Annotated in this window: 22 protein-coding genes and 1 pseudogene; 12 read left to right on the top strand and 11 right to left on the bottom strand. The window is 56.6% G+C overall.

Features of this window, described 5'->3' with window-relative positions:
• The first annotated feature begins 70 nt into the window (after positions 1–70).
• Entirely contained in the window at positions 71–622 is a 552-nt protein-coding gene (gene rimL, locus ACOYA6_RS07545) for a 50S ribosomal protein L7/L12-serine acetyltransferase (protein ID WP_422654415.1), read from the top strand.
• Here rimL and ydcK read toward each other — a convergent pair.
• The gene (ydcK, locus tag ACOYA6_RS07540; protein WP_422654414.1) at positions 617–1,597 is read right to left on the bottom strand and encodes a YdcK family protein; all 981 of its coding nucleotides are present in this window, start codon (positions 1,595–1,597) and stop codon (positions 617–619) included. The genes rimL and ydcK overlap by 6 nt on opposite strands.
• A gap of 122 nt (positions 1,598–1,719) precedes the next feature.
• On the opposite strand from ydcK, the gene tehA reads away from it, so the two are divergent.
• A complete protein-coding gene (gene tehA / locus ACOYA6_RS07535; protein ID WP_422654413.1) occupies positions 1,720–2,724 on the top strand; it encodes a dicarboxylate transporter/tellurite-resistance protein TehA in 1,005 nt (334 codons plus the stop codon).
• Positions 2,721–3,317, top strand: coding sequence for a tellurite resistance methyltransferase TehB (gene tehB, locus ACOYA6_RS07530; RefSeq protein WP_139565192.1), 597 nt, complete (start codon positions 2,721–2,723; stop codon positions 3,315–3,317). Before tehA ends, tehB begins: the two co-directional genes overlap by 4 nt.
• 85 nt (positions 3,318–3,402) lie before the next feature.
• Here tehB and pepT read toward each other — a convergent pair whose 3' ends face one another.
• Entirely contained in the window at positions 3,403–4,632 is a 1,230-nt protein-coding gene (gene pepT, locus ACOYA6_RS07525) for a peptidase T (protein WP_422654412.1), read from the bottom strand.
• 114 nt (positions 4,633–4,746) lie between these two features.
• On the opposite strand from pepT, the gene ACOYA6_RS07520 reads away from it, so the two are divergent.
• Complete coding sequence (locus tag ACOYA6_RS07520; protein WP_039028640.1) at positions 4,747–6,339, top strand: ABC transporter substrate-binding protein; 1,593 nt, start codon at positions 4,747–4,749, stop codon at positions 6,337–6,339.
• A gap of 137 nt (positions 6,340–6,476) precedes the next feature.
• Positions 6,477–7,148, top strand: coding sequence for a DUF3313 domain-containing protein (locus ACOYA6_RS07515; protein WP_422654411.1), 672 nt, complete (start codon positions 6,477–6,479; stop codon positions 7,146–7,148).
• Between the two features lie 34 nt (positions 7,149–7,182).
• Here the strand turns inward: ACOYA6_RS07515 and ACOYA6_RS07510 are convergent, their stop codons facing one another.
• Positions 7,183–8,079 (bottom strand): DMT family transporter, encoded by an 897-nt coding sequence (locus ACOYA6_RS07510; protein WP_422654410.1) that lies wholly within the window; start codon positions 8,077–8,079, stop codon positions 7,183–7,185.
• Positions 8,080–8,263: 184 nt separating this feature from the next.
• Here ACOYA6_RS07510 and ACOYA6_RS07505 point away from each other — a divergent pair, with 184 nt between their 5' ends.
• Positions 8,264–9,136 (top strand): AraC family transcriptional regulator, encoded by an 873-nt coding sequence (locus ACOYA6_RS07505; RefSeq protein WP_422654409.1) that lies wholly within the window; start codon positions 8,264–8,266, stop codon positions 9,134–9,136.
• Here the strand turns inward: ACOYA6_RS07505 and ACOYA6_RS07500 are convergent.
• Entirely contained in the window at positions 9,116–10,303 is a 1,188-nt protein-coding gene (locus ACOYA6_RS07500) for a benzoate/H(+) symporter BenE family transporter (protein WP_255296768.1), read from the bottom strand. The genes ACOYA6_RS07505 and ACOYA6_RS07500 overlap by 21 nt on opposite strands.
• A gap of 68 nt (positions 10,304–10,371) precedes the next feature.
• Between ACOYA6_RS07500 and ACOYA6_RS07495 the strand changes: the two genes are divergently transcribed.
• The gene (locus tag ACOYA6_RS07495) at positions 10,372–10,899 is read left to right on the top strand and encodes a helix-turn-helix domain-containing protein (RefSeq protein ID WP_422654408.1); all 528 of its coding nucleotides are present in this window, start codon (positions 10,372–10,374) and stop codon (positions 10,897–10,899) included.
• A gap of 80 nt (positions 10,900–10,979) precedes the next feature.
• Positions 10,980–12,944, top strand: a complete 1,965-nt coding sequence (locus ACOYA6_RS07490; protein WP_039028646.1) for a peptidase U32 family protein — start codon at positions 10,980–10,982, stop codon at positions 12,942–12,944.
• Here the strand turns inward: ACOYA6_RS07490 and ACOYA6_RS07485 are convergent, their stop codons facing one another.
• From ACOYA6_RS07485 to ACOYA6_RS07455, 7 genes and pseudogenes are all read right to left on the bottom strand, one after another.
• A complete protein-coding gene (locus ACOYA6_RS07485; RefSeq protein WP_422654407.1) occupies positions 12,945–13,175 on the bottom strand; it encodes a DUF2554 family protein in 231 nt (76 codons plus the stop codon).
• Between the two features lie 165 nt (positions 13,176–13,340).
• The gene (locus ACOYA6_RS07480; protein ID WP_032610877.1) at positions 13,341–13,469 is read right to left on the bottom strand and encodes a DUF2474 domain-containing protein; all 129 of its coding nucleotides are present in this window, start codon (positions 13,467–13,469) and stop codon (positions 13,341–13,343) included.
• Positions 13,469–14,479: a cytochrome d ubiquinol oxidase subunit II gene (cydB, locus tag ACOYA6_RS07475; RefSeq protein ID WP_138369053.1), complete on the bottom strand. Its 1,011-nt coding sequence runs from the start codon at positions 14,477–14,479 to the stop codon at positions 13,469–13,471. Before cydB ends, ACOYA6_RS07480 begins: the two co-directional genes overlap by 1 nt.
• On the bottom strand, positions 14,479–15,885 hold the full coding sequence (locus ACOYA6_RS07470) for a cytochrome ubiquinol oxidase subunit I (RefSeq protein ID WP_422654406.1): 1,407 nt from the start codon (positions 15,883–15,885) through the stop codon (positions 14,479–14,481). Before ACOYA6_RS07470 ends, cydB begins: the two co-directional genes overlap by 1 nt.
• A gap of 450 nt (positions 15,886–16,335) precedes the next feature.
• Positions 16,336–16,814 (bottom strand): annotated as a pseudogene (locus ACOYA6_RS07465) (DUF2778 domain-containing protein).
• On the bottom strand, positions 16,811–17,293 hold the full coding sequence (locus ACOYA6_RS07460; RefSeq protein ID WP_422654405.1) for an Hcp family type VI secretion system effector: 483 nt from the start codon (positions 17,291–17,293) through the stop codon (positions 16,811–16,813). The pseudogene ACOYA6_RS07465 and the gene ACOYA6_RS07460 overlap by 4 nt, the downstream one beginning before the upstream one ends.
• A 183-nt stretch (positions 17,294–17,476) precedes the next feature.
• Entirely contained in the window at positions 17,477–18,505 is a 1,029-nt protein-coding gene (locus tag ACOYA6_RS07455) for an LLM class flavin-dependent oxidoreductase (RefSeq protein ID WP_223075340.1), read from the bottom strand.
• 357 nt (positions 18,506–18,862) lie between these two features.
• Here ACOYA6_RS07455 and ymcF point away from each other — a divergent pair, with 357 nt between their 5' ends.
• The 4 genes from ymcF to ACOYA6_RS07435 all read left to right on the top strand — a co-directional run bounded on the left by ymcF (position 18,863) and on the right by ACOYA6_RS07435 (position 23,050).
• Positions 18,863–19,051 carry a cold shock small protein YmcF gene (gene ymcF / locus ACOYA6_RS07450; RefSeq protein WP_422654404.1) on the top strand — a complete coding sequence of 63 codons (189 nt, stop codon included), beginning with the start codon at positions 18,863–18,865 and terminating at the stop codon, positions 19,049–19,051.
• A gap of 112 nt (positions 19,052–19,163) precedes the next feature.
• The gene (locus ACOYA6_RS07445; RefSeq protein WP_422654403.1) at positions 19,164–20,582 is read left to right on the top strand and encodes an aminotransferase-like domain-containing protein; all 1,419 of its coding nucleotides are present in this window, start codon (positions 19,164–19,166) and stop codon (positions 20,580–20,582) included.
• A gap of 291 nt (positions 20,583–20,873) precedes the next feature.
• A complete protein-coding gene (gene ydcS, locus ACOYA6_RS07440; protein WP_422654402.1) occupies positions 20,874–22,019 on the top strand; it encodes a putative ABC transporter substrate-binding protein YdcS in 1,146 nt (381 codons plus the stop codon).
• A gap of 17 nt (positions 22,020–22,036) precedes the next feature.
• A complete protein-coding gene (locus ACOYA6_RS07435; protein ID WP_422654401.1) occupies positions 22,037–23,050 on the top strand; it encodes an ABC transporter ATP-binding protein in 1,014 nt (337 codons plus the stop codon).

The following is a 23,050-nucleotide window of genomic DNA, read 5'->3' as shown; positions in this document are numbered from 1 at the left end:
TTGCAGACCGCAGGGTCCGTGTTCACGCCGGGTGGCGGCTACGCCTTACCCGGCCTACAAAGGCTGACTGATGAACACCACTAACGAAGAAGAAATTATCCCCGTCACCGCGCATATCGAACTTCGCGCCGCCGACGAACGTTACACTACCGAACTGCACAATCTGGTGGTTAAAAACCGGGCATATCTGCAGGACTTCCTCAACTGGCCGCAGTTTGTCGGCACTGAAGCTGATACCCGCCAGAACATCCTGAGCAACCAGATGCTGCACCAGCGCGGTTACGCCAAAATGTTCCTGATCTTTAACGATAACGCGCTGGTGGGGGTGCTGTCGTTTAACGCCATCGAGCCGCTGAATAAGACCGGCTATATCGGCTACTGGCTGGATGAAAAGCATCAGGGGCAGGGGATTTTGTCCCGCGCGCTGGAGGCGTTTATTGACTACTACGCCTCGCGTGGGGAGATCCGCCGCTTCGTCATCAAGTGCCGCGTCGACAACGCCGCCAGCAATCAGGTGGCGCAGCGCAACGGCTTTGTGCTGGAGGGGTGCCTGAAAGAGGCCGAGTTCCTCAACGGGAATTATGACGACCAGAACATCTACGCCCGTATCAGCGCTTCATAATGCCCCGAGCAGCGGCGTGCGCATAATGCGCTGCGCGCCGTTAATCACCTTCGCACCGCGCAGGTGAATCATCTCCCCGTCAGAGGCTTCGATCACTGCATCATCTGTAATTTCAATATGATGTTCGATCAGCACTTCACCCTGAATGCGTGCCCGACCCTGGATCACCACTTTGTCATCAATCAGGATCGGCCCGCCGCGGAGCCAGGCCTCACCGCCAATCAGGACATGGTGTTTGATGACGCAGTTGCCCTCAACCAGCGCATTTTCCGCCACCTGGGAGCTGTAACGCAGGGTGGGGATAGCATCGTCCTCCAGCCCGGCGAGCAGGCGCGCGTTGCCGTACACTTTGGCGCAGTCGCACACCCAGACGTTATTCACCTCGTTGCCTTCGATTAGCGCGTTCTCGAACACTTCGGCGCGATGCTCGACAAAGGCGTAACTGACGATGGCGTTACCGTAGATCTGCGCCTGATGCACCACCCGCGACTGGCTGACCGTGGCCTCACCGAAAATACGCAGGATCTGTTCATGGTCCGGGGTGAGGCCTTTGGCGGCAATCACCATGCTGTTGTGCAGCACCCGGGCATTGTCGAAAAGGTGGCACTCCCCGCGCACCACTGACGACTGAATAGTGACGTTGTCACTTATTCGTGCGCCGTGGCTGATCTGCGCGCCATCCACCCAGACGTTATCGCCCACTGATGCCTGATGGCTGATGACGCAGGGCTGGGTGATACGCGCATTGCCGCTCACCCGGGCTCCGGCAAAGACCACGCTGTTCTCGTCATAGATCCAGCAGTCGTGCTCGTGTGACAAGGCCGATTCGTCATCAACCCAACCGCCCCGCGTGCCGCTTTTTACATCGCTAAAATCCCGCGCGGCGATAATCTGACGCACTTTTACCGCTGTTCTGGTCTCGCCGTCCTGCCAGTGGTGCAGACGGCTCTCATCGCTGAGTCGATATTTATTCATCACTGTGCCCGCCGTTGTCCTCTTCACTAAACGTAGCAAAGTTTACGTTGATCGAAAGAGTGGCATACGCAAATGAAACGCTTTAAACTAGCATTTCAAATATATTTTATACCTTAAAATAAATGTATAAGACTCAATCCACTGAACGCGTTCTGAATTTGCCCGCTGGCTACTACGGCATGGTGCTGGGGACCATCGGTATGGGCTTTGCCTGGCGTTACGCCAGCACGATCTGGCCGGTATCGCACTGGCCGGGCGAGATCCTGGTATCGCTGGCAATGGTTATCTGGCTGCTGTTAACCGTGGCGTTTATCACCCGTCTGGTGCGTTTCCCGGGCAGCGTGCTGGCGGAGATGCGCCATCCGGTGATGAGCAGTTTTGTCAGCCTGTTTCCGGCCACCACGATGCTGGTGGCGATTGGCTTTGTGCCCTGGTATCGCCCGCTGGCGCTGTGCCTGTTTAGCGTGGGCGTAGTGGTTCAACTGAGCTATGCGGCGTGGCAGTCCGCCGGGCTGTGGCGCGGCAAACATCCGGAGGAGGCGACGACGCCGGGTCTCTATCTGCCGACGGTGGCGAACAACTTTATCAGCGCCATGGCCTGCGGCGCGTTGGGTTTTCACGATGCCGGGCTGGTGTTTCTCGGCGCGGGAGTCTTCTCCTGGCTGAGCCTTGAACCGGTGATTTTGCAGCGCTTGCGCAGCGCGGGGGAACTGCCTGCGCCGATGCGTTCATCCCTCGGTATTCAGCTGGCACCGGCGCTGGTGGCCTGTAGCGCCTGGTTCAGCGTGAACGGTGGAGAAGCGGATACCTTCGCCAAAATGCTGTTCGGATACGGCCTGCTGCAGCTGCTGTTTACTCTGCGGCTGATGCCCTGGTATCTGGTGCAGCCGTTTAATGCGTCGTTCTGGAGCTTTTCGTTCGGCGTGTCGGCGCTGGCCACCACCGGTCTACATCTGGGGCAGAGCAGCCCGTCCGGATTCTTCCACGCCATCGCCATCCCGCTGTTTATTTTTACCAATGCCATCATTGCGCTATTACTGGTGCGAACCTTTATCCTGTTGATGCAGGGAAAACTGTTGGTTCGTGCAGACAAAGCAACGCTTATGCAAGCTGAGGAAAAAGAATGACTGTGTTTGATGAGAACTACTTCACCGAAAAATATGGCCTGACCCGCACCCACTCAGAAGTGCTGTACAGCGCCGGGATTGTTAAGCCGGGCAAAACGCTGGATCTCGGCTGTGGCAACGGACGTAACAGCCTCTACCTGGCGGCCAACGGCTACGACGTGACCGCGTGGGATAAGAACCCGATGAGCATCGAGAATATCGAGAGCATCAAGGCGAAAGAGGGCATCACTAACCTGCAGACGGCGATTCAGGATCTCAACAGCCTGCGCTTCGACGGTGAATACGATTTTATTCTCTCCACCGTGGTGCTGATGTTCCTGCAGTCAGAAACTATTCCGGGCCTTATCGACAATATGCAGCGCTGCACCAAACCCGGCGGCTATAACCTGATTGTGGCGGCAATGGATACCGAAGATTATCCGTGCAACGTGGGCTTCCCGTTTGCGTTTAAAACCGGCGAACTGAGCCAATACTATGCGGGCTGGGAGCAGCTGAAATATAACGAGGACGTCGGCGAGCTGCACCGCACCGACGCCCAGGGAAACCGCATCAAGCTGCGTTTTGCCACGCTTCTGGCGCGTAAACCGGCTTAACGGGCATTGCCCGGCGGCGCTAGGCTTGCACGGGCCTACGGGTGAGTGCCGTTGTAGGCCGGGTAAGGCGCAGCCGCCACCCGGCTTAACGCGCCGCCAGCAGGCAAATCTGCAGCGCGGTGTTATACGACGCCTCAAACGACTTCAACGGTAAAAACTCAAACTTCGAGTGGAAGTTGTGGGCTCCGGTGAAGAAGTTCGGGGTTAACAGCCCTTTCGCCGACAGCGCTGCGCCGTCGGTGCCGCCGCGCATCGGGGTCGGTTTTGGCGTGATGCCTAAACTTTCCATCGCCTCAAACATCAGGTCGATTGCCCGGCGATCTTCGCCCACCGCGTTGCTGATGTTGCTGTAAGTATCTTCGATGTGCCAGCTCACCTTAGCCGTTGGGTGCTGGGCGGCGATCTTCTCTGCCACGTCGCCAATCTGCGCTTTGCGCGCGGCGAAACTGTCGCGATCAAAATCACGAATGCTCGCCTTCAGCAGCGCCTCGTTTTGCCCGGCCTGAATGCCGTTAAACCAGATATAGCCTTCGCGGCCATCGGTGTGCTCCGGCGTTTGCAGGCGATCGAAGTGGTTGATGTAATCCATCGCCATCAGAAGCGGGTTCACTAAGACGCCTTTGGCCGACATTGGATGCGCCGTCACGCCGGTAAAGCGAATTTCCGCCGCCGCCGCGTTGAAGTTTTCATAGACGATCTCCCCGAGCTCGCAGCAGTCGATGGTCCAGGCGAAATCGACGTCAAAACGCTTCAGATCCAGCGCCTTCGCCCCGCACAGGCCAATCTCTTCATCCGGCACAAAAGCCACCACGATATCGCCATGTTTGTGCCCAGCGGTGAGGTTTTCCAGCACCGTCATCACCACGGTCACCGCCGATTTGTTGTCGGCGCCCAGCACGCTGGTGCCGTCGCTGAAGATGATCTCTTCATTGGGGTAGGCCAGAATTTCCGGGTGCTCGCTGACCTTCAGCCAGATCTCTTTTTCGGCGTTGAGACAGAGATCATCGCCTGTAAATGTCAGGATCTGCGGATTAATGTCCGGTGACAATCCCACGTCGACGGTATCGATATGGGTGATAAAACCGATCCGCGGCGCGCCCGGCACATTCCCCTTTTTCACCGCGGTAACGGTGGCAAATTCGTCAATGACGATATCCGACAAGCCCAGCGTTTGCAGCTCTGCCGCCAGCATCCGCGCCATCTCGTGCTGGCCGGGTGTGGAGGGCAGAGTTTTGACCTTCGGATCGCTCTGGCTGGTGACGGCCAGGTAGCGAAAGAAGCGTTGGGTTAATTGTCTGGCGAGCGCAGAAGCCATGGTGGATCCTTCTTTATTTGAGTTATCAGGTGTTTGCAAAATCACTTTAATGATATTTATGGTTCGGCACGACAAAAATTCATTAGCCGTCAAATTAAAAGACAGGAAAACGCGATGAAAAGCAACCTCACAAAACTGGCGCTAACCGTAGCTGCACTGACGGTCAGTTCCACCGTTGCCGCTAAAACGCTGGTCTATTGTTCCGAAGGATCGCCGGAGAACTTTAACCCGCAGCTCTATACTTCTGGCACCAGCGTGGATGCCAGCGCGGTGCCGGTGTACAACCGGCTGGTGGATTTTACCCCGGGCACCACCGATCTGGTGCCGAGCCTGGCCGAAAGCTGGGACGTGAGCGAGGACGGCAAGGTCTATACCTTCCATCTGCGCAAAGGGGTGAAGTTCCAGAGCAACAAGCTCTTCACCCCGACGCGCGACTTTAATGCCGATGATGTGATTTTCTCCTTCATGCGGCAGAAAGACCCTAAGCATCCGTATCACAACGTCTCTAACGGCAACTACTCGAATTTCGAAAGCCTGGAATTCGGCAAGCTGATCACCGCCATCGATAAAGTGGACGAACACACGGTGCGCTTCACCCTGGCGCACCCGGAAGCGCCGTTTGTCCCCGATCTGGCCTGGTACTTTGCGTCGATCCTTTCCGCCGAGTATGCGGACGCGATGCTCAAAGCCGGCACGCCAGAGAAGGTGGATATGGAGCCGATTGGCACCGGGCCGTTTAAGCTTGCGAAATACCAGAAAGACTCGCGCATTCTGTTCACGGCGTTCCCGGAGTACTGGCAGGGCAAGGCGAAGCTGGATCGTCTGGTGTTTACCATCGTCCCGGATGCGTCGGTGCGCTTCGCCAAACTTGAGAAAAACGAGTGCCAGGTGATGCCGTTCCCGAACCCCGCCGATCTGCCGCGGATGAAGGCGAACAAAGATCTTAATCTGATGAGCAAGGCGGGGCTGAATACCGGCTTCCTGTCATTTAACACCCAGAAACCGCCGCTGGATAACGTCAAAGTGCGCCAGGCGCTGGCGATGGCCATCAATAAACCGGCCATCATTGAGGCGGTATTCCAGGGCACCGGTACGGCGGCGAAAAATCTGCTGCCGCCGGGCGTGTGGAGTGCCGACAGCGAGCTGAAAGACTACGATTACGATCCTGAAAAAGCCAAAGCCCTGCTGAAAGAGGCCGGTTTTGCCAACGGGATGACCATTGACCTGTGGGCAATGCCGGTGCAGCGTCCGTACAACCCGAATGCCAAACGCATGGCCGAGATGATTCAGGCCGACTGGGCGAAAATTGGCGTGCAGACCAAAGTCGTCACCTACGAGTGGGGAGAATACCTCAAGCGCGTGAAGGGGGGCGAACACCAGGCGGCGCTGATGGGCTGGACCACGGCAACGGGCGATCCGGATAACTTCTTTGGTCCGCTCTTTACCTGCACCTCAGCCAACGGCGGTTCTAATTCCGCAAAATGGTGTTATCAACCTTTTGATAAAATTATTGCCGAGGCTAAATCTATTACCGATCACGATAAACGCGTCGCGCTATATAAACAGGCGCAGCAAATGATGCACGATCAAATGCCGGCGGTAATGATTGCGCACTCAACTATTTTTGAGCCTGTACGCAAAGAAGTCACAGGCTACGAAATTGACCCGTTCGGTAAGCATTTATTCTGGCAAGTGGATATAAAATAATCATTTAACGCTGCCCGTAATGGTTACGGGCAGTCTTTTTCTTATTTATGCTGCCTCCCTCATTTTTTGTCACTTTTTTTTCAGCAAACATTTGCTATAACTTCAATTGCATATTTGCACTTCACAGGGATACACCCATGCGTACTAATACTTTATTTAAAGTTGCCGCGCTTTCCGGCCTGTTGCTGCTGGCGGGTTGTGCGTCAAAAGTGGCAGAGCCCGATCAATATTCAGGCTTTTTAAAAGATTACTCCGGTTTGAAATCAACCACGTCAGCAACGGGTAAACCGACGCTTCGCTGGGTTGATCCGTCATATAACGAAGCGAATTACGACAGCATTGTCTGGAACCACATCACCTATTATCCGGCGCCGAAGCCAACCACCCAGATCGGTCAGCGTACGCTGGATGAACTGTTGAACTACACCAACGATAAAATGAAAAACGCGATTGGCCAGCGTAAGCCAATCGTGGCGACGCCGGGCCCACGTAGCCTGATCTTCCGTGGTGCTATTACCGGTGTTAGCTCGCAGAAAGAAGGCCTGCAGTTCTATGAAGTTGTCCCTGTTGCGCTGGTCGTTGCCGGTACGCAGATGGCAACGGGTCACCGTACCATGGATACCCACCTCTACTTTGAAGGCGAGTTGATTGACGCTAAGACCAACAAACCGGTCATGAAAGTAGTGCGTAAGGGTGAAGGTAAAGAGCTGAATAACGAAAGCACGCCGATGACCTTCGCGACCCTGAAACAGGTTGTGGATGACATGGCGACCGATGCCACCATGTTTGATGTGCATAAAACCCAATAACACAAAAACGGCCTGCATTGCGCAGGCCGTTTTTTTATGCCGTCCGCATACGTCTGAACCAGTTCTCCGGTCGGGCAAACATCACCAGATTCCCCGTTAAAATCAGCAGTAACCCCGCTATCCCGTTGCTGTGCCAGACATATCCCTCGTACATCGTCGAAAATGAGAGCGCCACCAGCGGAAAGAGCAACGTGCTGTATGCAGCCTTGCCCGCGCCAATCCTTCCGACCAGCGTGAAGTACGCGCCAAAGGCGATCACCGAGCCAAACAGCGCCAGATAGAGCAGCGCGCCCATATAGCTCACCGACCAGACCGGCGTAAAGTCATCCCCGCGGATCAGCGCAATCGCCCCCATCACCAGGGTGCCGTACAGCATCGCCCAGGCGTTGGTGGTCATAGTTTCCAGCCCCTTGCGCTGGTGGCGCAGGCTGATCATATTCCCGAGCGAGAAACCGTAGGTGCCCAGCGCCGACAGAGCAATCCCGAACAGCAGACCGGCGCTCCAGCCGCTGGCCAGCAGGTCGTTCCAGAACAGGGTAATAATGCCGAGCAGCCCAAGCGCCGCCGCCAGATAAAAGCGGGCAGGCGGGCGCTGACCAAAAAAGAGGAAGCTGTTCAGGGCGTTATACAGCACCGCCATTGAGAAAATCACCGACTCCAGTCCGGTATTGATATAGGCCGCGGCGGTGTAAAAACACCAGAAGTTAAAGCAGAAGACGCAGCACCCCTGCAGGCCGCAAAACAGGTGGTCACGTAAGGCAAGCGGGCGCAGGCGTCGCAGGATCAGCAGCACCGTCATAATGGTGGCGGTGGCGACGGCAAAGCGCCAGAAAATAGAGACCGGCGCGGGGACCGGCCCCTGTTGCAGGAAAATGGCAATCCAGGTGGTTCCCCAGATAACAACAACCAGCGCGTACAAAAATGCGTTCATCTTATTTCTCTTCTCAGCAAAGTCTGCGCTCAGTATGGCGACAGAGGCTCATGCCTTCTTTCACGGACTTGCGGCGGACTTGCATATTCTTGCGCTTTTTTCCTGACGCAGGCAGAAGAGGACTGGCACTGAAGGGCAGATCTTTTTAGACTTGTTAATTCTTATTAACAGTGTGTGAGTGGTTATGGCTGAGACCTACGGTGCCTTTGAAAATCTGCGCAAGCATAAAGCGGTATTACATAATGCCGTGGCGCTGAATTCAGGGATCCAGCTGGCGGCATGGTCAAATAAACGTGACACCATTACGCAATATTGCGATCACCACACGCTGAGCCTTTATATCGCCGACGGTTACGAGAGCTATCACAAAACCACCGCAGGCTGGAAAAACGGCGGCGGGCCGGATCGTTTTTGTCTGATGCCGAAAGAGAGCGAGTCCACTTGGGATATTCGCGACGATCTGTCATTTGTGCATCTCTACTGTACCGACGATCACCTGCGCAACGTGGGGGAGCAGGTATGGGACAAAAGCCCGTACAGTTTTACCCTCGACGAAAATCTGTTTGGCGATGACGCCAGCATTACCGCCCTGTACCGTCATTTTATCCTTGGCTGCGACTGGCAGCAGTCTGCCAATCAGCTGACGCTGAGCACCGCCTCGACGCTGCTCCTGACCCATCTGGTGCAGCACTACAGCAACGTTCAGTGGACGTTGCCGACCGTTACCGGCGGGCTGTCGCCGTTCGTGCTGCGCAACGTGCTGGCGTTTATCGAAGAGAATCTGGCCCAGCCGCTGACCCTGGCGGATCTGGCGGCGCAGGCGAGCCTGAGTGAGTTTCACTTTGCCCGCATGTTCCGTCAGTCGATGCAGATGGCCCCGCACCAGTATGTGATGCAGCGGCGGATGGAGAAGGCCAAAACCCTGGTGCGCAGCACCCGTCAGCCGCTTACCGATATTGCGCTGGCCTGCGGGTTCAGCTCCGCCAGCCATTTCAGCAACCGCTTTCGCGCCGCGACAGGGCTTACGCCGTCCCAGCTACGCGCGGCGAGTGCGTAACAGCAGGGCGTAGCAGACGCCGCCCGCCACTAATCCCCAGAACGCCGAACCAATTCCTGCAAGCGTTGCCCCGCTGGCGGTGAGCAGAAAGGTCACGATAGCCGCATCGCGCTCGGCTTCATTGTGCAGCGCCTGGTGCAGACTGCCGCCGATAGTGCCCAGCAGCGCCAGGCCCGCCAGGGTCTGGATCCAGCTTAACGGCAGGGCCGCCATCAGCCCGCTAATCGAGCCGCCGAAAATCCCCGCCAGCAGATAAAACACGCCTGCCGCCGCTGCGGCCAGCCAGCGCTTGCTGGCATCCGGGTGCGCGTCCGGGCTCTGACAGATGGCGGCGGTGATGGCCGCGATGCAGATGGAGTACACGCCGAACGGCGACAGCAGCAGCGCCAGCCCGCCGGTGACGATAATCAGCGGCGAGACGGCCACCGGATAGCCGGAGGCTTTCATGGTGGCGAACCCGGGCGCATTCTGCGAAGCCATGGTCACCAGGAAGAAGGGCAGACCGATGCTGATAAGCGTGGTCAGATTAAAGGTTGGGGCAATAAATTCTGGCATCACCACGGCGAAGGTGAGCCTGTCGGTGACAACGTCACCGTTCAGGGCCGCCACCGCACCGCCCACCAGCAGGGTGGCGACAATGGCATAGCGCGGGGCAAAGGCTTTAGTCAGTAGCCAAGCCAGCAGCATGCTGCCGCACAGCAGTAGATGCCCCTCCAGGTTACTGAAGGCCTGCAAACCAAAACGCAGCAGCACCCCGGCGAGCATCGCCGCCGCCAGCGAGTGGGGGATGATCTTCATCAGCCGGGCGAACAGGCCGCTGACGCCGCAAATCAGGATTAACGCATTGGCGAAGATAAAGATGCCGATAGTTTCCGACAGGCTCACCCCCTGCAGGCTGGTCGCCAGCAGGGCGGCACCCGGCGTCGACCAGGCGGTCAGCACCGGGGCTTTATACCACCACGACAGCCCCAGGGTGCTGATGCCCATACCAAGCCCTAATGCGGTCATCCAGCCTGCTATCTGCGGTGCCGTTGCACCTGCGGCAGCGGCGGCCTGCCAGATAATGGCGGCGGAACTGGCGTAGCCCACCAGCACGGCGACAAAGCCGGACAGGACGGTGGGAAAGGTGAGCGAGGATGCGCGCATGGGAACTCCGTTGTGCGTTATAACAGCCGTGAATGTAGCACTGTGCGTTATAGCATACAAGTGCTACACTCGCGGCAACGGGAGGGACCATGGACATCACACAACATCTTGCCATCACACTGAAAACGCTGCGTCAGGCGCGCGGCTGGAGCCTGTCGAAGCTGGCAGAAGAGACCGGGGTGTCGAAAGCGATGCTCGGCCAGGTGGAACGCAACGAATCCAGCCCGACGGTTTCGACGCTGTGGAAAATTGCCACCGGGCTTAACGTGCCGTTCTCGACCTTTATCACCCCCGAAGCGGAGAACCCGGCTGTGTTTGATCCCCAGCAGCAGGCGATGGTGGTGAAACCGCTGTTCCCATGGGATGACGCGCTGAAGTACGATCATTTTTCCATAACCCTGGCACCCGGCGCGCTCAGCGAATCCACGCCGCACGAGGCGGGGGTGATTGAACACGTGGTGGTGATCAGCGGCGAACTGGAGATGCAGATCGACGGCGTCTGGCAGACACTTATGCCCGATACCGGCCTGCGATTTGCCGGGGATAAACCGCACGCCTACCTCAACAGCAGCGGCCAGACGGTGCACTTTCACTCACTCATCCATTATCCCCGCTAAAGGCACGCAAAACTGTTTCACTGGCCCATACTTCTGACTACAATAGCCGCCATTTTGACCATAACGGATAACGACGAAGTATGCGCCTGCCATCCCATCATCTTGAACTTTTAAGCCCGGCTCGTGACGCCGCCATTGCCCGTGAAGCTATTCTTCACGGTGCCGATGCGGTTTATATCGGCGGCCCTGGATTTGGCGCCCGCCATAATGCCAGCAACAGCCTGCGCGATATCGCCGACCTGGTGCCGTTCGCCCACCGTTTTGGGGCGAAAGTGTTCGTGACCCTGAACACCATTCTTCATGATGATGAACTGGAACCGGCGCAGCGTCTGATCACCGATCTGTACCAGACCGGCGTCGACGCGCTGATCGTCCAGGATATGGGCGTCCTCGAAATGGATATCCCGCCGATTGAGCTGCACGCCAGCACCCAGTGCGATATCCGCAGCGTAGAGAAAGCGAAGTTTCTGTCTGATGCGGGCTTTACCCAGATCGTGCTGGCCCGCGAGCTGAACCTCAATCAGATCCGCGACATCCGCCAGGCGACCGACGCCACTATTGAGTTCTTTATTCACGGCGCTCTGTGCGTGGCTTACTCCGGCCAGTGCAACATCTCCCACGCCCAGACCGGACGCAGTGCCAACCGCGGCGACTGCTCCCAGGCGTGTCGTCTGCCCTATACCCTGAAAGACGATCAGGGCCGCGTGGTGGCTTTTGAAAAACACCTTCTGTCGATGAAAGACAACGACCAGACCGCCAACCTGGGCGCGCTGATCGACGCGGGCGTGCAGTCCTTCAAGATTGAAGGGCGCTACAAAGATATGAGCTACGTGAAAAACATCACCGCCCATTACCGTCAGATGCTCGATGCCATCATCGAAGATCGCGGCGGTCTGGCGCGCAGCTCTGCCGGGCGCACCGAGCACTTCTTTATCCCGTCCACCGACAAGACCTTCCATCGCGGCAGCACCGATTACTTCGTGAACGCGCGTAAAGACGATATCGGCGCATTCGATTCACCGAAGTTTATCGGCCTGCCGGTGGGTGAAGTGCTGAAGGTGACGAAAGAGTATCTGGATGTCGAAGTGACCGAACCGCTGGCCAACGGCGACGGTCTGAACGTGATGATCAAGCGTGAAGTGGTCGGCTTCCGCGCCAATACGGTAGAAAAAACCGCAGAAAACCGCTACCGCGTCTGGCCGAACGAGATGCCTGCCGACCTGTATAAAGCGCGTCCGCATGCGGCGCTTAATCGTAACCTCGACCACAACTGGCAGCAGGCGCTGCTGAAAACCTCCAGCGAGCGTCGCATTGCGGTGGATATCGAGCTGGGCGGCTGGGAAGAGCAGCTGATCCTCACCATGACCAGCGAAGACGGCACCAGCGTGACTCACACGCTGGACGGGCAGTTTGAGGTGGCGAACAACGCCGAAAAGGCGCTGAACAACCTGAAAGACGGTGTCGCTAAACTGGGCCAGACCATCTATTACGCGCGTGATATTCAGGTCAATCTGCCGGGTGCGCTGTTTGTCCCTAACAGCCTGCTGAACCAGTTCCGTCGTGAAACGGCAGAGATGCTGGACGCGGCGCGTCTGGAAAACTACCCTCGCGGCAGCCGCAAACCGGTCTCCGTGCCGCCGCCGGTCTACCCGGATACGCATCTCTCGTTCCTGGCGAACGTCTACAACCATAAAGCGCGGGCGTTCTATCAGCGCTACGGCGTGGAGCTGATAGACGCCGCCTATGAAGCCCATGAAGAGAAGGGCGACGTGCCGGTGATGATCACCAAGCACTGCCTGCGCTTCGCCTTCAACCTGTGCCCGAAACAGGCGAAGGGCAATATCAAAAGCTGGAAAGCGACGCCGATGCAGCTGGTGAATGGGGACGAGGTGTTAACCCTGAAATTTGACTGCCGTCCGTGCGAAATGCACGTCATCGGCAAGATGAAAAACCACATCTTCAAAATGCCTCAGCCGGGCAGCGTGGTGGCCTCCGTCAGCCCTGACGATCTGCTGAAAACGCTGCCGAAGCGCAAAGGCAGTTAATTAGCGAAAATGTGTATCCGGTTTGCGCGACTTCTGCCAGTGGTGATGTTCGCGCAAGCCGTCAGCCGACTCCTCTGCTGCTACCCGCAGCTCATCGCTGTCCGCCTCGTGGCGTAACTGCTGCTCGACGTTCTTCACCCAAAAAAACGCGTGCCCTTTGTGGCCTGCCATCAGCTGACCCGAAAATAACGCACAGGTCAGTAACATTATCGATAACGCTTTTGTAAACATCTTGCCACCGGTTGATTACCTTTACAGGGTATGATGCCAACAGTTACGTTAGGTTATTATTCAAATATTCAAACGCGGAAAAGGTTTTGTCAGGATTCGTCGGTAAGAAGGGCACCAGACTATCCCCTCTCCCTTTCAGGGAGAGGGTTAGGGTGAGGGTGAAAATCAGTGAGACTTAAACCCCGCCGCCGTCATCAGCACCCGGAAAAACATTCCCACCAGCGCCAGCGCTAACACGCTGCCGCCCCAGATAATCACCATCCACATCAGACGTTTCCAGACCGGTTGATTCATCAGTGATAGCCCTCCCCAGGCTGGACTTTTCCGCGAAATACGTAGTAGCTCCAGAAAGTGTAGACAAGGATGATCGGGATAATAAACAGCGCCCCCACCAGCATAAAGCCCTGACTCTGGGCAGGCGCAGCGGCTTGCCATAAGGTAATGGACGGTGGAATGATGTGCGGCCAGATGCTGATCCCAAGCCCGCTAAAGCCCAGGAAGATTAACCCGAGGGTCAATACAAACGGCAGATGATGGCTGTGCGGGTTATTCAGGCTACGCCACTGACACAGCCCCAGAATGACGACCAGAACCGGCACCGGCAGCAGGAAGAACAGGTTTGGCAGGCTAAACCAGCGCTCGGCGATGGCCGGATGCGCCAGCGGTGTCCAGAGGCTGATAACCGCGATGATCGCCAGCAGCGCCAGCAGCAGGCGTTTAGAGACCTGTCGCATCCGGCTCTGCAGCGGGTTTTCGCTTTTCATCACCAGCCAGGTGGCGCCTAAAAAGGCATAGGCTACTGCCAGTCCCAGGCCGCAGAACAGGTTGAACGGCGTGAACCAGTCGAATGGACCGCCTGCATAGGCGCGGCCTGAAACCGGAAAACCGTTGATCACCGCGCCCACGACCACGCCCTGGGTGAAGGTGGCGAGCAAGGAGCCGCCAATAAACGCCTTGTCCCAGAAGGGGCGGTGCGCGGGCGTCGCCTTGAAGCGGAATTCAAACGCCACGCCGCGGAAAATCAGCCCAATCAGCATCAAGGTCAGCGGGATGGTCAGGGCATCGATGATCACCGCGTAGGCCAGCGGAAAGGCGCCAAACAGCGCGGCCCCGCCCAGCACCAGCCAGGTTTCGTTCCCGTCCCACACCGGGGCGACGCTGTTGACCATCACATCCCGATCGTCCGCGTCCTGAATCGCGGGAAACAGAATGCCAATGCCGAGGTCAAAGCCGTCCATCACGATGTACATCAGGGTGGCGAAGACGATGATCACAAACCAGATCAGGGAGAGATCGATGCCCATTATGGTGTCTCCTTGGTAGTAAACTCAGTGCTCGCAGCTGAGAGCGGGCGTGCCGGGCGTCCATCGTTTTCGGTCGGGAAGGTCTCTTCTTCCTGCGGCCCCTTTTTAATCAGGCGCACCATGTAGCTGTATCCCACGCCAAACACCGAGGTGTAGACCACGATGAAGGCCAGCAGGCTGACGCTCATATGCAGGTCGCCGTGGGCAGAAACCGCATCTTTGGTGCGCTGTAGCCCGTACACCACCCATGGCTGGCGGCCTACCTCGGTAGTCACCCACCCGGCGAGAATGGCAATGAGTCCCGACGGCCCCATCAACAGGGCAAACCACAGGAACGGCCGGGAGTGGTAGAGCCGCTGCTTGTAGCGCAGCCACAGGGCGACGGCACCCAACATCAGCATCAGCATGCCCAGCCCGGCCATAATGCGGAACGACCAGAAGACGATGGTGGAGTTGGGGCGATCCTCTTTCGGGAACTCCTTCAGCGCCGGAACCTGCTTATCCAGACTGTGGGTGAGGATCAGGCTGCCGAGCGCTGGGATCTCCAGCCCGTAGCGGGTGCGCTCCTGCTCCATATCCGGCCAGCCAAACAGCAGCAGCGGGGTCGGCTCGCCGGGCGGGTTCTCCCAGTGGCCTTCAATGGCGGCAATTTTGGCCGGCTGATGCTTGAGGGTGTTGAGGCCATGCATATCCCCGACCATCGCCTGAATGGGGGCGACGATCAGCGTCATCCACAGCGCCATCGAGAACATGCGGCGAATGGCGGGGGTGTTATTTCCGCGCAGCAGATGCCAGGCCGCAGAAGCCGCGACAAACAGCGCGCTGCTGAGGAACGCGGCAATGGACATATGCAGCAGGCGATAGGGGAAGGAGGGGTTAAATACCACCGCGAACCAGTCCACCGGCACCACCTGGCCGTTGACGATCTCAAAGCCCTGCGGGGTCTGCATCCAGCTGTTCGAGGCAAGGATCCAGAAGGTGGAGATGATAGTGCCCAGCGCCACCATGCAGGTGGCAAAGAAGTGCAGCCCCGGCCCAACTTTGTTCCAGCCGAAGAGCATCACGCCCAGAAAACCGGCTTCGAGGAAGAACGCGGTCAGCACTTCATAGGTCAGCAGCGGGCCGGTAATGCTGCCCGCAAACTGGGAAAAGCCGCTCCAGTTGGTGCCAAACTGGTAGGCCATCACCAGCCCGGAGACCACGCCCATACCAAAGTTGACGGCGAAAATCTTCGACCAGAAATGGTACAGCGAGCGCCAGACGGGGTTTTTGCTTTTCAGCCATAACCCCTCCAGCACCGCCAGATAGCTGGCGAGACCAATGGTGATCGCCGGGAAAATAATGTGGAAGGAGACAGTAAACGCAAACTGGATCCTCGCAAGGTGAAACGCATCTAAACCAAACATGCACAGCCTCAAGGTCAATCGGTGTGTCTGTTATGGTAAATCAGCGCAAAAGTGAGTATCAGAGACAGAAACGGGGAATTTATGTATAACAGTTTGAATGAAATGGTGAGTTAACCGGGACTGTTATAGTCGATGGGCTTATTGCCCGGCGGCGCTTCGCTTGCACGGGCCTAGGCGCTGGCATTGTGTTTGGGCGTTATTCTCTACGGGTATGACGCTTAAACCTGTAGCGAGCGAACAGCCAGATTAAAAGCGTGGTAAACAACAGAGATAAAATGGACAAAGCAAATATGTAACGATCGTACCACTGAGCCTCGGTCAGAAAACCAAACGTATCTGTGTAGATGTCATATAACCAGACGTCGGGCATAACGAGACAAATAAAAGAATAAACGAGACACAGAAGAGCTAACTCTGTTAACCATATAACTACGCTGGTGCTGGGTTTCATTAATAGACCTGTATTGTGCCAAATGCTTTAAGCTCGGCTGTAATAGGCAAAGAACCTGTGCTTAACAATGCATGATGGAGAATTCGATAGTGGGAATGATTTGGCAATGTAATACATCCTTCACTAATTCCTGAACTGCCTGCTGGATGAAGACGAAAAGCACCGCGCTCTACGTTTTCTATAAATGTTGAGTCATCGAAAACCCCATCGTCCCGGTAAAGTGCAAACCAAAAGTCACGGTTTGAACCACTTTCAAGTTCTTTGAACATATCGTGCCAACGGGAACCGAGACCTCCACGGTAACGAGTAACAATGAAATATTTCCCAGGAGGCAAGGCCCTTTCTTTTTCAAGGCAACAGAATCTGGATTATTTCTGTTGGCTCCGGCGTGTCCAGAATATGCAGGAAAGAACCCGACCCCCGGACAACTCAGGGTAGACAACTGCCCACCATTCAAATGAAATGTGCAACGAATCATCTTTCATTCCACGCATCGGAAAAAATGATATTCCCGTCACAGTGTTTCCACGTGATTTTTTCATAGCGCAGGGCGATTGATTCAAGATGGTTGTGTTTAACTGTTGAAGGATTTTTTACATCATGCATGAGCGGGCAAACAGATACGACTTTTACCCCTTCGAGGAGCATATTAAAGTACTCTTCTTCCAGTCCCGCGTAATTAATGCGATACCATTTAAATTCAGCTGACTTCAGGGTTTGCCCATGGGCAACAGCTTTATAAAGATAAGGACTAGAAGAATCGAACTCTTTTTCAAAAACTAACGCGCTGTGGATACGTGTACCCGTTATCTTTCCAGTGTTGCTGTCTGTAGGTAAATGAAGACCGTGGCCAAATCCTAATATTTCAATACTCCCTTCGCGATGACGAACATCTACAGAACCGCGGATATCTGCCCCGCCATCATTTTTTAACCATAAGTACGCCGGAATTGCCATGCCAAACTCCTTTTGTCAGTAAGCTTAAAAAAACAGGCATTACTTAACATCAGTTTTATGACAAAGGCCAGGCATAACGTGCCATAGTTATTGCAAATATATCAGGCAGTTATATAAATAACTGACCTTAACCATCAGCCCTTAACGTCTCGCGTAATGCTATCACGCGAGACGTCATTTTAGTTACGCGTCACGCCAGCCCATAGCCGGTGCCACATGCTTCAGAATCGACTCAATCACGTGCACGTTATATTCCACACCCAGCTGATTCGGTACGGTCAATAACAGCGTGTCCGCTTCGGCGATGGCTTCGTCCTGTTTCAGTTGGGCAATCAGCTTGTCTGGCTCGGCGGCGTAGCTGCGCCCGAAGATGGCGCGGGTTTTCTCATCCAGATAGCCCACGCTGTCGCTTTCGTTACGGCTGGAGCCGAAGTACATGCGATCGCGATCGTCCATCAGGGCAAAAATGCTGCGGCTGACCGAGACGCGCGGCGTGCGGGTATGTCCCGCTTCGGCCCAGGCTTCGCGGTAGGCGCGGATCTGTTTTGCCTGCTGGATATGGAATGGCTCGCCGGTTTCGTCGTCTTTCAGGGTGGAGCTTTGCAGGTTCATCCCCAGCTTAGCGGCCCATACGGCGGTGGCATTGGAGCCTGCGCCCCACCAGATGCGATCCCGCAGCCCTTCGGAATGCGGCTCAACGCGCAGCAGTCCCGGCGGGTTAGGGAACATCGGCTGCGGGTTGGGTTTGGCAAAGCCTTCGCCGCGCAGCACGTCCAGCAATACTTCGGTGTGACGACGCGCCATATCCGACTCGTTTTCACCTTCGCCCGGCACGTAGCCAAAGTAGCGCCAGCCGTCGATCACCTGTTCCGGGGAGCCGCGGCTGATGCCCAGCTGCAAGCGCCCGCCGGCGATCAAATCGGCCGAGCCCGCATCTTCCGCCATGTAGAGCGGATTTTCATAGCGCATGTCGATAACGCCGGTCCCAATCTCAATCCGGCTGGTTTTCGCGCCAATCGCTGCCAGCAGCGGGAAGGGGGAGGCGAGCTGACGGGCAAAATGGTGCACCCGGAAATAAGCGCCATCGGCGCCCAGCTCTTCGGCGGCGACCGCCAGATCGATGGACTGCAGCAGCGCGTCAGCGGCGCTGCGGGTGCCGGACTGCGGCGACGGGGTCCAGTGACCAAATGATAAAAAACCGATCTTTTTCATTCCGGGTTTTCCTGATGTCAGAGAAATAGCGTGATCGTTACTTTACGGATTACGTAAAGAGATGAAATGCCGTTTATTTCACAGAACCCATCAAAAAATTTGAATGAATACAGCGAGTAGAGTAACCGACAGAATTTTAGCGTAAATAACGCTTGCCTCCTTCCTGGATTCATGCGTTAATGCTCTTTCGGTTTGAAATCCAAAAGATATCTAAGCAGTATTTAAAGCATCTCTCATCACGTTGTGCCTCTCCACAGTCGCTCCTGGGTTTTATCTTTACGCTCTGATTAGTTTTGTCTCAGACCCTTTTGCCTTTAAGGCCCATTAGTTTTACGTGTATACGTACAGGAGATTTACATGAGTTCTACTATCCATTTTCGTTGCCCATGCTGTCATGGCTCGCAGTTCCGCACTTCCATTTTTGACGTGTCTGAAAAAAATCCACACGGCGCAAAGTGCATTTTCTGCAAATCATCCATGATCGCCCTCGACCACTTAGCGGCTTCCCGTCATGCCCGCCAGGTGCCGTTTGAGCTGCGTAAGTAATCCAGCCAGGCGCCGTCACGCCTGCTGACATCCCCCTCACACCTATAACAGTTTATTAATTCTGCCTTTTTTCTCCTGCTGATATACTATGGAACGCAGCAAGGAGAACCCGATGAAAAAATACCAGCGCCTGGCGCAGCAAATCATTTCGCAGATCGAACTCGGCGTCTGGCAGCCCGGCGATAAGCTTCCCTCGCTGCGCGAGCAGGTGACCAGCAGCGGAATGAGCTTTATGACCGTCGGTCATGCGTACCAGATGCTGGAGAGTCAGGGCCATATTGTGGCGCGTCCGCAGTCGGGGTATTACGTCGCGGCCCGTCCCAGCGGGCAACAGCCGGTGCCGCCCGCGCAGGTGATGCGCGACGAGGCGGTCGATATCAATACCTATATCTTCGACGTCCTGCAGGCCAGCCGCGATCCCTCAGTGGTGCCTTTTGCCTCGGCCTTTCCCGATCCGCGCCTCTTCCCCTTACAGCAGCTGAACCGCTCCCTGGCGAACGTCAGCAAAACCGCTACCGCCATGAGCGTGATCGAGAACCTGCCGCCGGGGAACGTCGATCTGCGCCATGCCATCGCCCGCCGCTATGCCCAGCAGGGGATGAATATCTCCCCGGATGAAATCGTTATTACCGCCGGGGCGCTCGAAGCCCTCAACCTCAGCCTGCAGGCGGTGACCGAACCGGGCGACTGGGTTATCGTCGAAAACCCCTGTTTCTATGGCGCGCTGCAGGCGTTGGAGAGGCTGAAGCTGAAGGCGCTGTCGGTCGCCACCGACGTGCGCGACGGGATCGACCTCAATGCGCTGGCACAGGCGCTGAACGACTATCCGGTGAAAGCCTGCTGGCTGATGACCAACGGGCAGAACCCGCTGGGCTTTACCCTCAGTGCCGAAAAGAAAGCGCAGCTTATTGCTTTGCTCGCGCAACATAACGTCACGCTGATTGAAGATGATGTGTACAGCGAGCTCTATTACGGCCGCGAAAAGCCGCTCCCGGCGAAAGCCTGGGATCGAAACGACATGACGCTGCACTGCTCGTCGTTCTCCAAATGCCTGGTGGCCGGATTTCGTATTGGCTGGGTCGCCGCCGGGAAACATGCACGCCGCATCCAGCAGCTTCAGCTGATGAGCACCTTATCCACCAGTTCGCCGATGCAGCTGGCGCTGGTGGATTATCTCGCCACCAAACGCTACGACGCCCATCTCAGGCGTCTGCGCCGTACCCTGGCCGACCGCAAACAGCAGGCGTGGCAGGCGCTGCTGCGCCATCTGCCCGCCGAGGTCAAAATCCACCACAGCGACAGCGGCTACTTCTTATGGCTGGAACTGCCCGCGCCGCTGGATGCCGGGGAGCTTAGCGCCCGGGCGCTGGGGCATCACATCAGTATCGCCCCGGGTAAAATGTTTTCCACCTCCGATACCTGGACGCCGTTTTTCCGCTTTAATACCTCGTGGGCCTGGGGAGAGCGGGAAGAGCAGGCGGTGATCCAGTTAGCGCGGATAATTAGCGACATGTTAAAAACTCAAAAATAGGTTTTTTGCGCTAGTGATCTGCCGGTCTGAATAATTATTTCTTATCCCGTTAATAACGCCGCAATTAATTTGCGGCGTTTTTTATTACCGCTCATAGGAAATATGCATAACCCCTTCGTCTGCTAACCCCTTGTCTATAATCCAGTTACCGGGGAATGCGCCCCCGGTCACAACCTGGTGAAATTTCTCAGGCCTGCCGGGTGCGCCGCAATGGCGCGGTCTACGTTTAATTAAGGAGATATTCTACCGGCACGGCTGCCGTCTGATTTCATTACGACAGGAGTATTACGTATGAGCAAAAAATTTGCCCGTAGCAGCCTGTGCGCGCTCGGCATGACTATTTTGACTGCGCAGGCGGCAGAGCCTCCAAAAGAGATCGGCAAGGGTGAAGGGCGGCTGGATATCATCGCCTGGCCGGGCTATATCGAACGGGGTGAGACCGATAAAAATTATGACTGGGTCACCCAGTTTGAAAAAGAGACCGGCTGCAAAGTTAACGTTAAAACTGCCGCCACTTCGGATGAGATGGTCAGCCTGATGGCGAAGGGCGGTTATGACCTGGTCACCGCTTCCGGCGACGCCTCCCTGCGCCTGATCATGGGCAAACGCGTGCAGCCGATCAATCCCGATTTAATCCCCAACTGGAAAACCATCGACCCGCGCATCGTCAAAGGCGAGTGGTTTAACGTCGAGGGCAAAGCGTATGGCACACCCTACCAGTGGGGGCCAAACCTGCTGATGTACAACACCAAAACCTTCCCGACGCCGCCTGACAGCTGGGCTGTGGTGTTTAAAGAGCAAAACCTGCCGGATGGCAAAACCAACAAAGGGCGCGTCCAGGCCTACGATGGCCCGATTTACGTGGCCGATGCGGCGCTGTACGTCAAAGCCACCCAGCCGGATCTGGGCATAACCGACCCTTACCAGCTGACGGAAAAACAGTACGCGGCGGTGGTGAAGGTGCTGAAAGATCAGCATGCGCTTGTTCACCGCTACTGGCACGACACCACCGTCCAGATGAGTGATTTCAAAAACGAAGGGGTGGTGGCCTCCAGCGCCTGGCCGTATCAGGCCAACGCCCTGAAAGGTGAGAATCAGCCAATTGGCACCGTCTTCCCGAAAGAGGGCGTTACGGGCTGGGCGGATACCACCATGCTGCACGCCGACGCCAAACACCCGATGTGCGCCTATAAGTGGATGAACTGGTCCCTGACGCCGAAAGTGCAGGGCGATCTGGCGGGGTGGTTCGGCTCGCTGCCGGTGGTTGCGGAAGGCTGTAAAGCCAGCACCCTGCTCGGCGACAAGGGCTGCGAAACCAACGGCTATAACTATTTCGACAAAATCATGTTCTGGAAAACGCCGACCGCCAACGGCGGGAAATTCGTTCCGTACAGCCGCTGGGTTCAGGACTACATCGCCATTATGGGCGGTCGTTAAGCGCCAGGGAGCGGATTATGACGTACGCAGTCGAGTTTAACGAAGTCTCACGCCTGTATGGCGACGTGCGTGCGGTGGATGGGGTGACGATCCGGATACGTGACGGCGAGTTTTTCTCCATGCTGGGGCCTTCGGGCTCCGGCAAAACCACCTGCCTGCGCCTGATTGCCGGTTTCGAACAGCTGAGCGGGGGCACGATTTCCATTTTCGGTAAAGACGCCAGCCTGCTTCCGCCCTGGGAGCGCGACGTCAACACCGTTTTTCAGGACTACGCGCTCTTTCCCCACATGTCGATCCTTGAGAACGTGGCCTACGGGCTGATGGTTAAAAGGATCAACAAATCCACCCGCCAGGCACAGGCGCGGGAAGCGCTGGAGAAGGTCGGACTCAGCTTTGCCGAAGCGCGCAAGCCCTCGCAGCTCTCCGGTGGCCAGCGCCAGCGGGTGGCGATTGCCCGGGCGCTGGTCAATCAGCCCCGGGTTTTGCTGCTGGATGAACCTCTCGGCGCGCTGGATCTTAAGCTGCGCGAGCAGATGCAGTTTGAGCTGAAAAAGCTGCAGCAGGAGCTGGGGATCACCTTTATTTTCGTCACCCACGATCAGGGCGAAGCGCTGTCGATGTCTGACCGGGTGGCGGTGTTTAACAACGGGCGTATTGAACAAGTGGATACCCCGCGCGAGCTCTATCTGCGCCCGCGCACGCCCTTTGTCGCCAGCTTCGTCGGCACCTCGAACGTCTTTACCGACGCGACGGCACGGCGCGTCTGCGGCATGTCCGGCAGCTACTCCCTGCGCCCGGAGCATATCCGTCTGGACGGGCAGGGTGAAATTCAGGTACAGGGCCAGGTGCAGGCGGTTCAGTTCCAGGGGGCGGCCACCCGCTACGAATTGCGTCTTGCCGAAGGGGAGAAACTGCTGGTAAGCCAGGCCAACCTGAGCGGTTTGACCCAGGTTTCGGGGGTTGAGCCCGGCCAGCTGGTCACCGCCTCGTGGGCGCGCGACGCCATGGTGCCGCTGAATGAGGAGGGGTGA

The organism is Leclercia barmai (genome assembly GCF_049312895.1).
Lineage (GTDB): Bacteria > Pseudomonadota > Gammaproteobacteria > Enterobacterales > Enterobacteriaceae > Enterobacter > Enterobacter barmai.
Note: the sequence above shows the minus strand (reverse complement) of the source record. Positions and strands in the feature narration are given on the sequence as shown.

Excerpts from the sequence above, each read along its gene's own strand:
- rimL (WP_422654415.1), top strand. The coding sequence starts at position 71 with ATGAACACCACTAACGAAGAAGAAATTATCCCCGTCACCGCGCATATC.
- ydcK (WP_422654414.1), bottom strand. The coding sequence starts at position 1,597 with ATGAATAAATATCGACTCAGCGATGAGAGCCGTCTGCACCACTGGCAG.
- tehA (WP_422654413.1), top strand. The coding sequence starts at position 1,720 with ATGTATAAGACTCAATCCACTGAACGCGTTCTGAATTTGCCCGCTGGC.
- tehB (WP_139565192.1), top strand. The coding sequence starts at position 2,721 with ATGACTGTGTTTGATGAGAACTACTTCACCGAAAAATATGGCCTGACC.
- pepT (WP_422654412.1), bottom strand. The coding sequence starts at position 4,632 with ATGGCTTCTGCGCTCGCCAGACAATTAACCCAACGCTTCTTTCGCTAC.
- ACOYA6_RS07520 (WP_039028640.1), top strand. The coding sequence starts at position 4,747 with ATGAAAAGCAACCTCACAAAACTGGCGCTAACCGTAGCTGCACTGACG.
- ACOYA6_RS07515 (WP_422654411.1), top strand. The coding sequence starts at position 6,477 with ATGCGTACTAATACTTTATTTAAAGTTGCCGCGCTTTCCGGCCTGTTG.
- ACOYA6_RS07510 (WP_422654410.1), bottom strand. The coding sequence starts at position 8,079 with ATGAACGCATTTTTGTACGCGCTGGTTGTTGTTATCTGGGGAACCACC.
- ACOYA6_RS07505 (WP_422654409.1), top strand. The coding sequence starts at position 8,264 with ATGGCTGAGACCTACGGTGCCTTTGAAAATCTGCGCAAGCATAAAGCG.
- ACOYA6_RS07495 (WP_422654408.1), top strand. The coding sequence starts at position 10,372 with ATGGACATCACACAACATCTTGCCATCACACTGAAAACGCTGCGTCAG.
- ACOYA6_RS07490 (WP_039028646.1), top strand. The coding sequence starts at position 10,980 with ATGCGCCTGCCATCCCATCATCTTGAACTTTTAAGCCCGGCTCGTGAC.
- ACOYA6_RS07485 (WP_422654407.1), bottom strand. The coding sequence starts at position 13,175 with ATGTTTACAAAAGCGTTATCGATAATGTTACTGACCTGTGCGTTATTT.
- ACOYA6_RS07480 (WP_032610877.1), bottom strand. The coding sequence starts at position 13,469 with ATGAATCAACCGGTCTGGAAACGTCTGATGTGGATGGTGATTATCTGG.
- cydB (WP_138369053.1), bottom strand. The coding sequence starts at position 14,479 with ATGGGCATCGATCTCTCCCTGATCTGGTTTGTGATCATCGTCTTCGCC.
- ACOYA6_RS07470 (WP_422654406.1), bottom strand. The coding sequence starts at position 15,885 with ATGTTTGGTTTAGATGCGTTTCACCTTGCGAGGATCCAGTTTGCGTTT.
- ACOYA6_RS07460 (WP_422654405.1), bottom strand. The coding sequence starts at position 17,293 with ATGGCAATTCCGGCGTACTTATGGTTAAAAAATGATGGCGGGGCAGAT.
- ACOYA6_RS07455 (WP_223075340.1), bottom strand. The coding sequence starts at position 18,505 with ATGAAAAAGATCGGTTTTTTATCATTTGGTCACTGGACCCCGTCGCCG.
- ymcF (WP_422654404.1), top strand. The coding sequence starts at position 18,863 with ATGAGTTCTACTATCCATTTTCGTTGCCCATGCTGTCATGGCTCGCAG.
- ACOYA6_RS07445 (WP_422654403.1), top strand. The coding sequence starts at position 19,164 with ATGAAAAAATACCAGCGCCTGGCGCAGCAAATCATTTCGCAGATCGAA.
- ydcS (WP_422654402.1), top strand. The coding sequence starts at position 20,874 with ATGAGCAAAAAATTTGCCCGTAGCAGCCTGTGCGCGCTCGGCATGACT.
- ACOYA6_RS07435 (WP_422654401.1), top strand. The coding sequence starts at position 22,037 with ATGACGTACGCAGTCGAGTTTAACGAAGTCTCACGCCTGTATGGCGAC.